The sequence below is a fragment of the Bradyrhizobium sp. 199 genome (assembly GCF_023073355.1).
GTDB lineage: Bacteria > Pseudomonadota > Alphaproteobacteria > Rhizobiales > Xanthobacteraceae > Bradyrhizobium.
The window spans coordinates 333,221-347,318 of sequence record NZ_JADPJI010000002.1 but is presented as its reverse complement, the minus strand read 5'-3'; the positions used below and the strand labels follow the sequence as shown (position 1 = coordinate 347,318).

At 64.7% G+C, this 14,098-nt stretch carries 11 protein-coding genes; 7 read left to right on the top strand and 4 right to left on the bottom strand.

The genetic code is table 11. From position 1 onward, the window contains the following. Window positions 1-9: 9 nt before the first annotated feature. The 4 genes from IVB28_RS01535 to ugpB all read right to left on the bottom strand — a co-directional run bounded on the left by IVB28_RS01535 (window position 10) and on the right by ugpB (window position 5,645). Window positions 10-1,023 (bottom strand): ABC transporter permease, encoded by a 1,014-nt coding sequence (locus IVB28_RS01535; protein ID WP_247524304.1) that lies wholly within the window; start codon window positions 1,021-1,023, stop codon window positions 10-12. A gap of 221 nt (window positions 1,024-1,244) precedes the next feature. After that, window positions 1,245-2,867 carry an ABC transporter substrate-binding protein gene (locus tag IVB28_RS01530; RefSeq protein ID WP_247524303.1) on the bottom strand — a complete coding sequence of 541 codons (1,623 nt, stop codon included), beginning with the start codon at window positions 2,865-2,867 and terminating at the stop codon, window positions 1,245-1,247. Window positions 2,868-3,149: 282 nt separating this feature from the next. Further along, window positions 3,150-4,109, bottom strand: a complete 960-nt coding sequence (locus IVB28_RS01525; protein WP_247524302.1) for an aminoglycoside 3'-phosphotransferase/choline kinase family protein — start codon at window positions 4,107-4,109, stop codon at window positions 3,150-3,152. A gap of 231 nt (window positions 4,110-4,340) precedes the next feature. After that, entirely contained in the window at window positions 4,341-5,645 is a 1,305-nt protein-coding gene (gene ugpB / locus IVB28_RS01520) for a sn-glycerol-3-phosphate ABC transporter substrate-binding protein UgpB (RefSeq protein ID WP_247525316.1), read from the bottom strand. 315 nt (window positions 5,646-5,960) lie between these two features. On the opposite strand from ugpB, the gene IVB28_RS01515 reads away from it, so the two are divergent. The 7 genes from IVB28_RS01515 to IVB28_RS01485 all read left to right on the top strand — a co-directional run bounded on the left by IVB28_RS01515 (window position 5,961) and on the right by IVB28_RS01485 (window position 14,095). Further along, on the top strand, window positions 5,961-6,971 hold the full coding sequence (locus tag IVB28_RS01515) for a TRAP transporter substrate-binding protein (RefSeq protein WP_346730705.1): 1,011 nt from the start codon (window positions 5,961-5,963) through the stop codon (window positions 6,969-6,971). A 53-nt stretch (window positions 6,972-7,024) separates the two neighbouring features. Further along, window positions 7,025-9,055: an ATP-binding protein gene (locus IVB28_RS01510; RefSeq protein WP_247525315.1), complete on the top strand. Its 2,031-nt coding sequence runs from the start codon at window positions 7,025-7,027 to the stop codon at window positions 9,053-9,055. Then, entirely contained in the window at window positions 9,025-10,770 is a 1,746-nt protein-coding gene (locus tag IVB28_RS01505; RefSeq protein WP_247524300.1) for a DUF3369 domain-containing protein, read from the top strand. Before IVB28_RS01510 ends, IVB28_RS01505 begins: the two co-directional genes overlap by 31 nt. Before the next feature lie 10 nt (window positions 10,771-10,780). Then, a complete protein-coding gene (locus IVB28_RS01500; RefSeq protein ID WP_247524299.1) occupies window positions 10,781-11,518 on the top strand; it encodes a response regulator in 738 nt (245 codons plus the stop codon). A 328-nt stretch (window positions 11,519-11,846) separates the two neighbouring features. Then, on the top strand, window positions 11,847-12,458 hold the full coding sequence (locus IVB28_RS01495; protein WP_247524298.1) for a sigma-70 family RNA polymerase sigma factor: 612 nt from the start codon (window positions 11,847-11,849) through the stop codon (window positions 12,456-12,458). A 342-nt stretch (window positions 12,459-12,800) separates the two neighbouring features. Further along, the gene (locus IVB28_RS01490) at window positions 12,801-13,499 is read left to right on the top strand and encodes a cytochrome c biogenesis CcdA family protein (protein ID WP_247524297.1); all 699 of its coding nucleotides are present in this window, start codon (window positions 12,801-12,803) and stop codon (window positions 13,497-13,499) included. A 32-nt stretch (window positions 13,500-13,531) separates the two neighbouring features. Continuing rightward, entirely contained in the window at window positions 13,532-14,095 is a 564-nt protein-coding gene (locus IVB28_RS01485) for a thioredoxin family protein (protein WP_247524296.1), read from the top strand. Window positions 14,096-14,098 lie beyond the last annotated feature (3 nt).

Here is a 14,098-nt window from a genome sequence, read left to right as displayed (position 1 = left end):
CTCTCACCCCTACCCTTCCAGCCTGACGCGCGGATCGATCACGCCGTACAAAATGTCGATCACGAGATTCAGCAGCACGTACATCACCGCCATGGTCAGCACGAAACCCTGCACCGGCGCGAAGTCCGACGAGATCAGCGCTTCGACCGCATAGGAGCCGATACCGGGCCAGGCGAACACTTTTTCGACCAGCACGTTGGCCCCTAACAGGAACGAGAACACCATGCTCAGCGTGGTGATGACGGGCAGCATGGCGTTGCGGAACGCGTAGGTGACGATGACGGTTGCCGGCGACAGGCCGCTGGCGCGCGCGGTGCGGACGAATTCGCTCGACAGCACCGCAAGCATCGAGGCCCGCGTCATGCGCGCGATCGGTGCAAGCGAGAAGATGGCGAGCGTCGTCGCGGGAAGGATCAACTGGCTCAACGCGGAGCGGAACGCCTCGAGGTCGCGCGCGAGCAGCGTGTCGATCAGATAGAAGCCTGTCACCGTCGGCGGCGCGCTGTAGAACACATCGAGACGGCCGAGCGGCGCGGGCGACCAGCCGAGCCTGAAGTAGAAGACATAGACCAGCACGAGGCCGGTGAAGAACACCGGCAGCGAGACGCCGGCTGTCGTCGTGATGCGACAGAGGTGATCAACCCATGATCCTGGCCGGGTCGCCGCGAGCACGCCGAGCGGGATGGCGATCACAACCGAAACGACGAGGCCGAGCAGCGTCAGCTCGGCGGAGGCCGGCAGCCGGTTGCGAATCTCGGCCGCGACCGGCTGTCCCGTGGTGAGCGAACTACCGAAATCGCCGTGGGCGAGATCGTTGGTGTAGCGGAAGAACTGCTCGATCAGCGGCTTGTCGAGCCCGAGTTTTTTGCGGATCTGCTCGACGGCTTCTTTCGTCGCGGCGGGCCCTGCGAAATACGCCGCGGGATCACCGGGCAGCGCGCGCGTCAGCAGGAAGGTGACGATGACGACGCCGATCAGCGACGGAATCGCGAACATCAGGCGCTTGCCGATCATGGTCAGCATGGGGCGCTCCTTCTGCGCTGCGCTTGTGAGGACGCTCGCGCGGCACGCTCCGCTGCGTTCCCTCCGCCCTTGCGGGGGAGGGCTAGGGAGGGGGGTGGCTCCGGGAGAGGTCGGAGTTCATGGCTACCCCTCTCCCTGCCCCTCCCCCGCAAGGGGGGAGGGAATGAGACAGCCGTGCTCACCTCACTCCGAAAGACGACCGGAGACGTAGCCACGCCCCCTCACCCCTTCGCCAACGCGCGATAGTCCAGCCGCCGGTGGAACCAATATTGGTAGCCGCTGATGTTCTTCTGCATCGCGACGTTGACGAAGGGCTGGTACAGCGGGATGCGCGGGATGTCGCTGTAGGCGAGGTCGACAAACCCCTTCACGTCGGCGTCGTAGGTCGCGGTATCTCCGCTCGCAGCGGCCGTGCGCGCGCCGTCGATCAGCCTGTCCATCTCCGCCGACTTGTAGCTCATGGTGTTGAAGACGGAATTGTTGCCGTGATAGCACCAGTAGAAGAAGTACTCGGGGTAATCGAGCCAGCCCGAGAACACGTTGGTGAACAGCGGCATCTCCTTCTTGTTCAATTCGGTGCGCCAGTTGGCGCCGGGCACCTTGTTGATGGTGGTCTTGATGCCGATCTGAGCCAGGCTTTCCTGCACCAGCACGCAAAGCGGCTCGTTGACCCCAGCGAAATTCAGGTCGAACGAGATCGTGGTCTCGAAGCCGTTGGCGTAGCCGGCCTCCGTCAGCAGCGCCTTCGCCTTCTCCATGTCGGTGTTGTATTTGTGCGGCTGCGGCCAGGCGACCTCGGTCGCCTTGTCCTTCGCCGCACCGAACATCGGGTTGGCTAGGCCGAACATCACCGCGTCCATGATCTTCTGATAGGGCAGCGCGTAGGCGACCGCCTGACGCACCTTGGGATTGTCGAACGGCGGCTTGGTGACGTTCATGCCGATATACTGGATGCCGTTGGAGAACGGCAGCGACACCACGTTGAGCTTGCCGTTCGCCTTCATCTCCTGAAAGTCCTTGTTCGGCAGCTCGTAGGAGATGTCGGCATCGCCGCGCTCCAGCAGCGCACGGCGGTTGCCGGCCTGCGGCACCATGCGCCAGATCACGCGCTTGATCTTCGGCAGCGGACCGCAGACCCAGTCATCGTTGCGCTCCATGATGACTTCGGTGCCGGCGGTCCACTTGGTCACCTTGTAGGCGCCGGAGCCAGCGGTCTGCTGTTTGGTGAACTCGAGACCCCAGGGGTCCTTCTCGCTGGCGTTCTTCTTCACCAGCTCGGAGTTGACGATGCAGGGCACGATGACGGCGAGATCGGGGATCGTCAGCCTGTCCTTCTTCAGGAAGTCGACGCGCACGGTGTGGTCGTCGATCACGACGAACTGCTCGGGTTTTGTGAGAGAGCCCGCGCTCATCTGAAAGGTCGGAAAGCCGCCGACGCTGACGGCGCGGTCGAGCGACCACTTCACGTCCTTCGCGGTGACGGGCGTGCCGTCGTGGAATTTGGCGTTCTTGCGCAGCTTGAAGGTGACCGACATGTCGTCGATCTTGAAGTCCTCGGCAAGCTCACCCTTGAACTTGTCGCGGTCGTAATAGGGCACCCCGCCGGGGCCGGTCTTCATCTCGTGGCTGATCAGCCGATCGTAGCAATTCCAGGACACCTCATAGCCGGGCACGTTGGTGCCGATGCCGTGGATGTCGAGATTGTTCGGGCCGCCTTCCGAGACGATCAGCAGCGTCTCCGAACGGGCGTCGGCATAGGCCGAGGAGATGACCTGCGGCATGGCCGGAAGCGCCGCTCCCGCGGCCAATCCGGAAACTGACTTGAGAAAATCGCGGCGCTTCATGAAATGGCTCCAACACAACGTTTTTGGTTGGAACTGGATTCGCAAGGTTCGTGCCAAGGCTTAATAGTCGCTTACGACGGCGCTAAGCAATTGAACTGATGCAACAATGTAGCTTCCGGCCCGCGCGCGGCCTACCCGCTCACTGTGGGCATTGCATACAAAGAGGTAGATTTGCCTATTTGTTGGGCGACCGAGAAACGGTCGCTCGCCTAATAAGCAACGCCGCCATTCCGGGGCGATGCGCAGCATCGAGCCTGGAATGACGGAGATCTCGGCCGGTGCTCAGCCCGCCCAGATCAGCTCCTGCAGTTCGACCAGATCCGCCGCTTTGTCCTGCCAGCCCTCGATGCAGACGTGGCTGTTGAGGTCGCTGGCGCGGTGCAGCAGCATCAGGGCCATCAGCCGGCGTTTGAGCGCGTAGTCCGGCTTCGCATAGCCAAACCCTTGGAGCAGACTGCGCACCCTCCCCGGCCGGCCCGCCGCCATGAACGCGCCGGGGCCGAGCAGGTCGTAGTCTCGCCATCCCGCCAGCACGTCGCCGAAGTCGAACAAGCCGGTGAGCGACCATTGGCCGTTAGCGCAGGCGAGCAGAAAGTTCTCCGGAATGTATTCGCCGACCAGGATCACCGGCGGCGCATCCATCGGGATGAGCTGTGCCGCGTCACGCAGGAGATCGTCGAGGCCGGCGAGGAATTTCGGTGCAAGGCCGAGACGCTCGTGCCTGGCGCGGCAGCCTTGCATCTGCTGGCGCATGAAATCGTCCCAGCGCGGCTCAATTTGCGCGAGCGGCCCGAGCGGGGCGCGCTGCACGGACGCGATGGTCTCGCCGATCTGGCGCAACAGGCGCTCCTTCTGGTCTTCCGGCAGATCCGGCCAGACCTCCGAGCCGAGCGTGCCGGCGAGGCGCGTGATGACGAGATAGTGCCAGCCGTCGCGCCTCCCTTCCACGGCGATCTCCGGGATCGGCAGATCGAGATGGCCGTTCAGTTGGGTCAGCGAGCCGCGCTCGGAGACGAACTGCGCCTCGAGCATCGGCGGGAAGATTTTCAGGATCAGCTTGTCGCCGAGCCCGACCACCAGATTGGTGCCGGTCGCAAACACATGCGGCGAGCTGGCGTCGAGGCCGTGGCCGCGCGCGATGTCGAGCGCGATCGGCAGCCATTGCGCGGGGTTGGAGCGAAAGGCGCGAAAGCTTTCGGCGTCGGTGAAGGCCGGCAGCTGTTGCGATGATGTAATTGTCATTGGTACTTGCGCATCGAAAGCGGCATTCGCTTTGGTTCACTCGGTGCAAGCTGAGAGGCGGTGCACCTCTCCCGCTTGCTTGCGGGAGAGGTCGGCACGTAGTGCCGGGTGAGGGTTCTTTCCTCTGGGGGATTGTCCCGTTGCGGAGACACCCTCTCGCCAGCCCTCCCCCGCAGGCGGGGGAGGGAGCGCACGGCCCGCGCGGCTGCAGCGGTGTTCAATCGCTCCACGCTACCTATCCGGACTGGCACGCTCGAACTGGCGCAAGATCTTGTTGCCGCGCTCGACCGCTGCATCGAGCGCTCCTTGCGCGCTCTTGTGGCCGGCAAAGGCCTGCTCCAGCTCGTCCTCGATCGCGCCGCGGATCAGGACGAAGGAGCCGAGCCGGATGCCTTTTGAATTCTCCGTCGGCGGATTGAGCGTGATCTCCTCGAACGAAATCGCGGATCCCGGGTTGCGCTCGTAAAACCCTTGCGACCGCGTCAGCTCGAAAGCGGCACGGGTCACGGGTAGATAGCCGGTGTTCTGATGCCAGGCGGCCTGCACGCCGGGCTGCGACAGATAAGAGAAGAACCGCGCCACGCCCTTGTATTCCTCGCGCGGCCGGTCGCGCAGCACCCACAGCGTGGCGCCGCCAATGATCGAATTCTGCGGCGCGCCCTTCATGTCCGGCCAGTACGGCATCATGCCGTAGCCGATCTCGAACTTCGAATTCGCTCTGATGTCGGCGCGCGTGGCCGAGGAGCCGATGAAGATGCCGCATTCGCCCTTCTGGAACCGTGGCTCGGCCGACTGGCCGCGGCCGCTATAGTCGAACAGCTTGGTCTTCTGCCACTCGCTCAGTGCTGCGATGTGATGCACCAGCGAGGGATTGTTGATGGTCAGCTCCGCATCCAGCCCGGCTAAGCCGTTCGCCCGGCTCGCCAGCGGCAAATTGTGGAAGGCGGAGAAATTCTCGACATGGATCCAGGACGGCCAGGACGTGGTGAAGCCGCAAGCCGCGCCGCGGTCGCGCAGGCGCTTTGCGGCCTCGCCCAATTCCGGCCAGGTCTTCGGCGGCACCTCCGGATCGAGGCCGGCGTCGCGGAACATGGTCTTGTTGTAGTACAGGATCGGCGTCGAGGTATTGAACGGGAACGACAGCAGATTGCCGGCCGCATCGGTGTAGTAGCCGGAGACCGCGGGCAGGTAATCGGCCAGCGAGAACGGCTCGCCCTGGTCCCGCATCAGGCTGAACACCGGATAGATCGCGCCCTTGGCCGCGGTCATGGTGGCGGTGGCGACCTCGTTGACCTGGACGATGGCGGGCTGGCTGCGCGAGCGGAAGGCGAAGATCGCGGCGGTCACCGTCTCGGTGTAATTGCCCTTGTAAGCAGGCACGATGCGGTAGTCGGACTGCGTGGCGTTGAAGTCCGAGGCCAGTTTCTCGAGCTGCCGCCCGAGCTCGCCGGACATGGCGTGCCACCACGCGATCTCGGTGGCCGCCTGCGCTTTCGATATGAATGTGAGAGCCGCGACAGTGGCGACGACAGGCAAAAGGCGCAGTGCTGAAATCACGATGGCTTTTTCCCACCTGGCGCGGCAAACGGCGACCGCCCCTGCATAAGGCCCGGCCTTTGCGGTTTCAACCGGGAATGCGCGCCGGCCGCGCCGCACAATCGCAACCTGATGCGGGGCGGGATAGTCTTCCCCTAGCCATCTGCTGGAGCCCGGCTCCGATCGGAACGGGGCTCCAGATCTTAATTCGAGGCGTTTTCTTCACGCGAACCGGTATCCACTTCGCTTGAAAACGCTTTAGATTGCATTGAACCTTTTGCTCCCGCCATAGACTCCACCACTGAGGGGTTGAGTGTGCCAGTGCTGAACCGTGCCGAACTCTCGCGGACCGGGGTGATCTTCGTCGCGCTTCTGCTCGCCGCAGTCTCGATAGGCCTGCGCGCGACGGGCGCCGTTGCGCGCGAGTTTCGCGCCGCCGACACCCAGGCCGAGGATTACCCGACCGTCCAGGCGCTGCGCTACATGGGCGCCCTGATTGCCGAGCGCAGCGGCGGCCGCCACGAGATCAAGGTGTTCCACTCCCGCCAGCTCGGCGAGGAAAAGGAGACCATCGAGCAGACCCGGGCCGGCGCGATCGACCTCAACCGGACCAACGTGGCGTTGATCGGCAATTTCGTTCCGGCCATGAACGTGCTCGCCATGCCCTTCCTGTTCCGGTCCATCGAGCACATGCAGAAGGTGCTGGACGGACCTGTTGGCAGCGAGATCCTGAACAGTTTCGAGCCCTATGGCTTCGTCGGGCTCGCTTTTTACGATTCCGGCGCGCGGTCGATCTACAATGGTGTCCGGCCGGTGAAGAATATCGCGGACCTCAAGGGATTGCGGATCCGGGTGCAGCAGTCGGAGTTGATGAGCCAGATGATCCGTTCGCTCGGCGCCGACCCGGTCGCACTTCCGTACGGGCAGGTGCTGGCCGGGCTCTCCAACCACCTGATCGACGGCGCCGAAAACAACTGGCCATCTTTCGTGACGACGGACCATTACAAGCATGCCGGCTACTACACCCTCACCGAGCACACAATGAGTCCCGAAGTGCTGGTGATCTCGCTGAAGGCCTGGCAGAGCCTGTCGCCCGACGACCAGACCATCTTCCGGGAGGCCGCGCAGCGCTCCAGCCGGTTCATGCGCGAGAAATGGCGCGACCTCGAGGAGCAGTCGCAACGCAAGGCGCAGGAAGCGGGCGTCACCATCGTCAGGGACATCGACCGCAAGCCGTTCGAGGACGCGATGGCCGCGATCTATGCCAAGGCCGGGCGCGATCCCGCCGCGGCCGCGCTGATCGAACGCATTCGCAAGGTGGAGTAGAGCTTCTGGCTGGGCTCGGATACAGCGAGACCGCGGAAAGGCTGCCCGGCCCGATCGGGAGGGCGCGCGCGCGCATCGTCGGCTTGCTGCGGGCGGTGCCGATCCGCTGGCGCATCCTGTCGATCGCCGCGCTGAATTCCGCCGTGGTCGTTGTGCTGGTGGCGATGATCTGGAACGGCGCGCAGGTGCTGGGCTCGGCCTGGGACGACGTGCGCCAGGTGCGCGAATCCGACCGGATCCTGGCGCTGCTCGAAAGCGAGACCGGGCGCCTGCACAATCTGATCCACCGCTACATCAACCAGCCGAGCCCGGACCTGTTCGCCGAGATCCTGCTGCTGCGCGAGGCGGTGCTGGGCACGCTGTCCAATCGCGCCGCCAAGGACCCGATGCTGTCGGGCTCGGTCGAGGAGCTGGAGCGCACCACCGACCGCTTCCTCAACGGTTTCGGCGAGCTGCGCAGCGTGCAGGCCACCATCGCCAAGACCTATGAGGAGCAGGTGCAGGGCCCGGCCAGGGACATGGCGGGCCTCTATTCCATCATCGAGGGCGCCACCGGCCATCGCGACGCGCTGATCTGGCCCTCGCTGGGAAAATCCCGCGAAGCCTTCACCGCGATGCTGGTGGCGGCCAATTCCTATTATCTGTCGCTGTCGTCGGGCGCGGCCGACGACGCGCGGCGCAACACCGAGACGATCGAGAAGACCATCCCCGTGATGATCGATCTCGCCGACAACGACCTGCAGCGCATGGCACTGCGGCGGCTCGGGGTCCGCACCGCCGCGCTGCGCGAGGGCTTTGCCAAGCTTTCCGAGCAGCTTGCGAGCCGCACCGAGCTGCTCCGCAACACCATCGACGCCAGCCAGGCCGAGGCGATCGGCGCCATCGACGACCTCTCCAGCAAGATGCGCCAGCGCGAGCAGAAGGCGCAGGAGACGTTCGACCGCACGCTGGCCGCCATTTCCAGGCGGGTGCTGTCGATCGCGGTGGTCTTCCTCGGCATCATCCTTACCGCCGGCGTGATGATCGCGCTGTCGATCCGCCTGCCGCTGCAGCAGATCATGGCCGCGATGCGCGCGATCACGCTCGGCGACCTCGATCGCGAGGTGCAGGGCACCAAGGCCCGTGACGAGGTCGGCGCCATGGCGCGCGCGGTGGAAGTGTTCCGCGAGAACGCGATCGCGAAGCGCCAGACCGAGGACGAGCTGCGCGCGTCCAAGGAGAAGGCCGAGAGCGCACTGCTCGAGCTCAACGCCGCGCAGCAGAATCTGATCGATGCCGAACGGCTGGCGGCGCTTGGCGGCCTCGTTGCCGGCGTCGCGCACGAGGTCAACAACCCGATCGGCATCAGCCTGACCGTTGCCTCCAGCTTGGCCCGGCGCACCGAAATTTTCGAAGCCCAGCTCAAGGGCGAGGGCGGCCTGCGCCGCTCGCAACTGGAAGAGTTCGTGCAGTCCTCGCGCGATGCCTCGCAGCAGCTCGTCGCCAATCTCCAGCGCGCCGGCGAGCTGATCCAGTCGTTCAAGCAGGTCGCGGTCGACCGCTCCCATGCCGAGCGGCGGCAATTCTCGCTCAGCGAGGCCACCGACCAGATCATCGCAAGCCTGCGGCCGGTGCTGAAGCGCTCGCCGACCACGCTCCAGGTCGACGTGCCCGAGGGGCTGCTGCTCGACGGCTATCCGGGCTCCTATGGCCAGATCCTCACCAACCTCTTCCTCAATGCCGCCAACCACGCCTTCGCCGACGGGCGCGCCGGCACGATCACGATCTCGGCGCGGCCGCGCGGGGCCGAGGACATCGAGCTCATCTTCACCGATGACGGGGCCGGCATGACCCCGGACGTGCAGCGCCAGGCCTTTGACCCTTTCTTTACCACCCGGCGCAATGAAGGCGGCACGGGACTCGGCCTGCATATCGTCTATAACCTCGTCACCCAGCAGCTCGGCGGGCGCATGATGCTGGAATCCAAGCTGGGACAAGGCACCACTTTTCGCATTATCATGCCCCGGGTCGCCAAGGGCGGCGCGCAAAGCACAGAAAGTGACGGGACTTCTCAATGGCCGAACAGGACGATGTCCTCCACCTGATCGACGATACCGGTACCGCGTCGGAGGATAGCAACGCCCGAAAATGGAAGATCGCCGTCATCGACGACGACCCGGCCGTGCATGACGGCACGCGATTTGCTCTGTCGGACTACAGTCTCAACGGCCAGGGCCTCGAGATCCTGTCGGCCTATTCCGCGGCGGAAGGCCGCAAGCTGATGGCCGAGCACGGCGACATTGCCGCCGTGCTGCTCGACGTCATCATGGAGACCGACGTCGCCGGCCTCGAGCTGGTCGAGTTCATCCGCAACGAGATCCGGAACGAGACCGTGCGCATCATCCTGCGCACCGGACAGCCCGGCCAGGCGCCAGAGCGGCGCGTGATCGTGCAGTACGACATCAACGACTACAAGGCCAAGACCGAGCTCACCGCCGACAAGCTGTTCACCTCGCTGACCGCGGCGCTGCGCTCCTACCAGCAGCTCGAGCGCATGGTGCAGACGCGGCGCGGGCTCGAGATCATCATCGACGCGGCTTCGACACTGTACGACTTCAAGTCGATGCAGCGGCTCGCCGAGGGCGTGCTGACCCAGCTCGCCTCACTGCTCAACGTCGATTGCGCCGGTATACTGGTCCTGCGCGACAATGGCGGCATCGACCCCGAGCTCTCGGTGCTCGCGGGCAGCGGCTGCTACAGCCGCTTCATCGGCACCACCACGTCGAAAGCGCTCGACCCCGAATTGCGCCAGATGGTCGAGGCCGCGTTCCAGCGCCGCAAGAACGAATTCGCCGACCACCGCAGCGTGATCTATTTGCGCACGGGAAGCGGCCGCGAGGTGGTGGTGCTGCTGCAGGCCGAGCGCGAGCTATCCGAGACCGACCGCTCGCTGGTCGAGATCTTCTCCAGCCGCCTCTCGATCGCGTTCGACAATGTCATCCTCTACCAGCAGCTCCAGGACGCCAACACGCAGCTGGAAGATCGCGTCGCCCAGCGCACCCGCGCGTTGATGCAGGCCAATCGCCGCCTCTCGGCGCAATGGCTGCGGCTGCAGCGCGCCAACGGCTTCAAGAACGAGATTTTGGGCACCGTCGCGCACGATCTGAAGAACCCGCTCGGCGTCATTCTCGGCCGCACCGAGATGCTGAAGGAGCTGATCTCGACCGGCGCCTCGGAAAGCGGCGTGGTCGCCCAGGTCGACCACATCCGCGACGCCACCAAGCGCCTGACCACGATGGTCGACCACCTGATCTCGGACGCGATGGCTGATGCCTTCGACATCACGATCCGCCGCGAACCGGTCGACGTCGCGGCCCTGGTCAAGGAGGTCGCCGAGGCCAACCAGCCGCTCGCTGTCAACAAGCAGCAGGCGATCGGCGTCACCGCCCCGGCCAACGTCGTCACCATGTGCGACATCGACCGCATCCGCGAGGCGATCGACAACCTCATCAGCAACGCCATCAAATACTCACCGATCGGCGGCAAGATCGACGTCGCCGTCAGCCACGAGGCCGGCGACACCATCATCCGCGTCAGCGACGAGGGCGCGGGCCTGTCCCCGGAGGATCTCGGCCGCCTGTTCGGCCGGTTCCAGCGGCTGTCGGCAAAGCCGACCGCCGGCGAGAGCTCGACGGGACTTGGCCTGTCCATCGTCAAGCGTATCGTCGACATGCATGGCGGCGAGGTGACCGCCGACAGCGAAGGGCCCGGCAAGGGCTCGACTTTCACCATCACCCTTCCCGCGACCGAAATGCCGTGATCCAGAGACCATGACCCAAAGCCAGCATATCATGATCGTCGACGATGAAGCCCCGGCCCGGGAGATGGTCGGCGATTATCTCAAGATGCACGGCTTCACCGTGACGCTGTGCGACGGCGGCAAGTCCTTGCGCGCCGCGATCGACGGCAGCATGCCCGACCTCGTCGTGCTCGACCTCAACATGCCCGAGGAGGACGGCCTCTCGATCATCCGCGACCTCAAGAGCCGCATCAACGTTCCCGTCATCATGCTGACGGCGACCGCAAGCCCGATCGATCGGGTCGTGGGGCTCGAGCTCGGCGCCGACGATTACGTAGCCAAGCCCTGCGAGCTGCGCGAGCTGATGGCGCGCATCCGCTCAGTGCTGCGGCGGAGCGCGCCGGCCAAGGCGGCGGCACCGGAGGCTGCGGCGGCGAAATCCGACAAGGAGCAGCTGGTGCGGTTCGGGACCAAATGGCTCGATCTCGAAGCTCAGGCCTTGCGCGACGACGAAGGCAACGAGCATCCGCTGACCGCATCCGAGTTCGGGCTGCTGAAAGTGTTCGCGGCCAATCCGAAGCGCGTGCTGTCGCGCGAGCGCCTGCTGGAATTGGCCAATGCGCGCGACGCCGAAGCCTTCGACCGCGCCGTGGACCTGCGCATCATGCGCATCCGCCGTAAGATCGAGCCCGACCCGGCAAAGCCCGCCGTGATCCGCACCATCCGCGGCGGCGGCTATCTGTTCTCGCCGGCGGGCGAGAAGGCGTAGGGCGCAGCCCGCTTCCCGCTGTCTCCCGGGGCGCGCCCAGCGTGAACCCGGGACGACAGTGATGGGCGCGGCGCGACCGAACGCGATCCCCCAACATACGTTCCGTCACGGCGTGACGCGCCACCAAACCTCCGCCTCGTATTTTCCGTACGTTGAAATTCCACGACTTTTTGCCCCGAATGTTTCGTCGCGCCTCTCGTGACGAAACAATTTGGCGGCGCACGAAACCATTTTCCGCTTTTCGTGCAGACGTCCCGAAACGTTGGCTCATTAACACTTTGGTCCAAGGAAACGCCGCTCGGTTGCGGCGCTACGGGGAGCCAAGTCAATGCGGAATGTCATCGCCATCAACGCCCAGGCCAGCCAGAGCATCATCGCCGCTCAAGCGACTTCGGACGACATGCTTCTCGAAAGCATTGCGGGCGGCAACCGGACGTCGATGCATATCCTTTATTGCCGGCACAATGTGCGGGTGTACCGCTTCATCCTGCGCATCGTGCGCGACGCCACCACGGCGGAAGACCTCGTCAGCCAGGTGTTTTTGGACGTGTGGCGGACCGCCGGCCAGTTCCAGGGCCGCTCGCAGGTCTCAACCTGGCTGCTCTCGATCGCCCGCTTCAAGGCCCTGACCGCGATGCGCCAGCGCCGCTTCGAGGACATCGACCAGGAAGACGTGCGCCAGATTCCCGACGGTGCGGAGACGCCGGAGACCTCGCTCGACCGCAGCGACACCAGCGCCATCCTGCGCGCCTGCGTGCAGAAGCTGTCGCCCGCACATCGCGAGATCATCACCCTCGTCTACTATCACGAGAAGTCGGTGGAAGAGGTCGGCCAGATCATCGGCATCCCCCAGAGCACCGTGAAGACGCGGATGTTCTATGCCCGCAAGCAGCTGGCCGAATTGCTTAAGGGCGCCGGCGTCGAGCGCTTCGCCGCCTGACGCTTAACGATTTCAAAGGGATAGGCCTGATATCAGGCCCTTCCAGAGGACACGGAAGTGTTACCACCGACGAAACAATTGAAACAAAGCACAACATCAGCCGGAAAAACTTCCCCGCTATAAAGCTGACATACGGTTTTGTTAAACCTCCCAAGGACCTCCAGCGACCCGGACGGGATGCCCCCCTCCGGGTCGTTTTGTGTTTGGGGCGAGTGATGCGGGCGTTGAGAGAGCCCTGACACCTCACATGCGCAATTGCCGCCCGTCACGAAGGCGTGACGCCGCGTAACGTCCGCCCCAACGGGCCCGAACTCCCCTCGTGACCTCCTTCACGAGTGCGCCATGCTCGAACTGCTCTTCGCTCTCCTCGCCGGCATCCTCACCATCGCCGCGCCCTGTACGCTGCCGATGCTGCCGATCCTGCTCGGCGCCTCGATCGGGCGCGCGGGACGTCTGCGTCCGGCGATGATCGCGCTCGGCTTCGTCGTCTCGTTCTCGGCGACCGCGTTGCTGCTCGGCGCAGTCACACGCCTGTTCGATTTCGATCCGAACGTGCTGCGCGACGCCGCCTCGATCCTGCTGCTCGGCTTCGGCCTGTTGATGCTGTGGCCGGCACCATTCGAATGGCTGTCGATCCGGCTCAATGGCTGGCTTGATCTCGGCAATGCCAGCGCCACGCAGCGCGAGGGCGCGCTCGGCGGGCTCGTGCTCGGCACCACGCTCGGCCTGGTCTGGACGCCCTGCGCCGGCCCGGTGCTCGGCTCGATCCTGACGCTGGTTGCGACCTCGAACAAGCTGTCCTGGGCCGGCACGCTGCTGGTCGCCTACGCGATCGGCGCGGCGATCCCGATGCTGGGAATAGCCTATGGCGGCCAGGCCGCGACGACGCGGGTGCGCAGCCTCGCCCGGATCTCGCCGCGGCTGCAGCAGGGCTTTGGAATCGTCGTGATCGGCTTCGCGCTCGCCGCCTATTTCCAATACGACACGCTGATCGTGGCGTGGCTCACCGGCTTCTATCCCACCGGCCAGATCGGCCTGTGATCATCGCATCATTCCACCGGAGGACTGGGTCCATGACTTTCAAACTGCTCACCGTGGCCGCCGCGCTGATCGGCTTCACCGTCACCGGCGCCGTCATCCCCGGCCTCTGCGAGGAGGCTGCGCGCGCGACGCCTGTCGTCACCGCCGCCGCCAGCCAGCAGACCGCGCCCGATTTCACCGGCATCAACAATTGGTTCAACTCCAAGCCGCTCAATATTGCCGACCTCCGCGGCAAGGTCGTGCTGGTCGATTTCTGGACCTATGGCTGCGTGAACTGCGTCAACACGCTGCCGCACGTCACCGAGCTCTACGCGAAATACAGGGACAAGGGCCTCGTCGTGGTCGGCGTGCACACCCCGGAATTCCCGTTCGAGCGCTCAGCCTCCAACGTCCAGGCCGCGCTGAAGCGTCACGGCATCACCTATCCGGTGGCGCAGGACAATGATTCCAAGACCTGGAACGCCTACCGCAACCAATATTGGCCGGCGCAATACATCATCGACCAGAGCGGCAAGATCGTGTTCCAGCACGCCGGCGAAGGGGCTTACGACGAGATCGACCGCACCGTGGCAAAGCTGCTCAACGCGAACAGCTGAGCA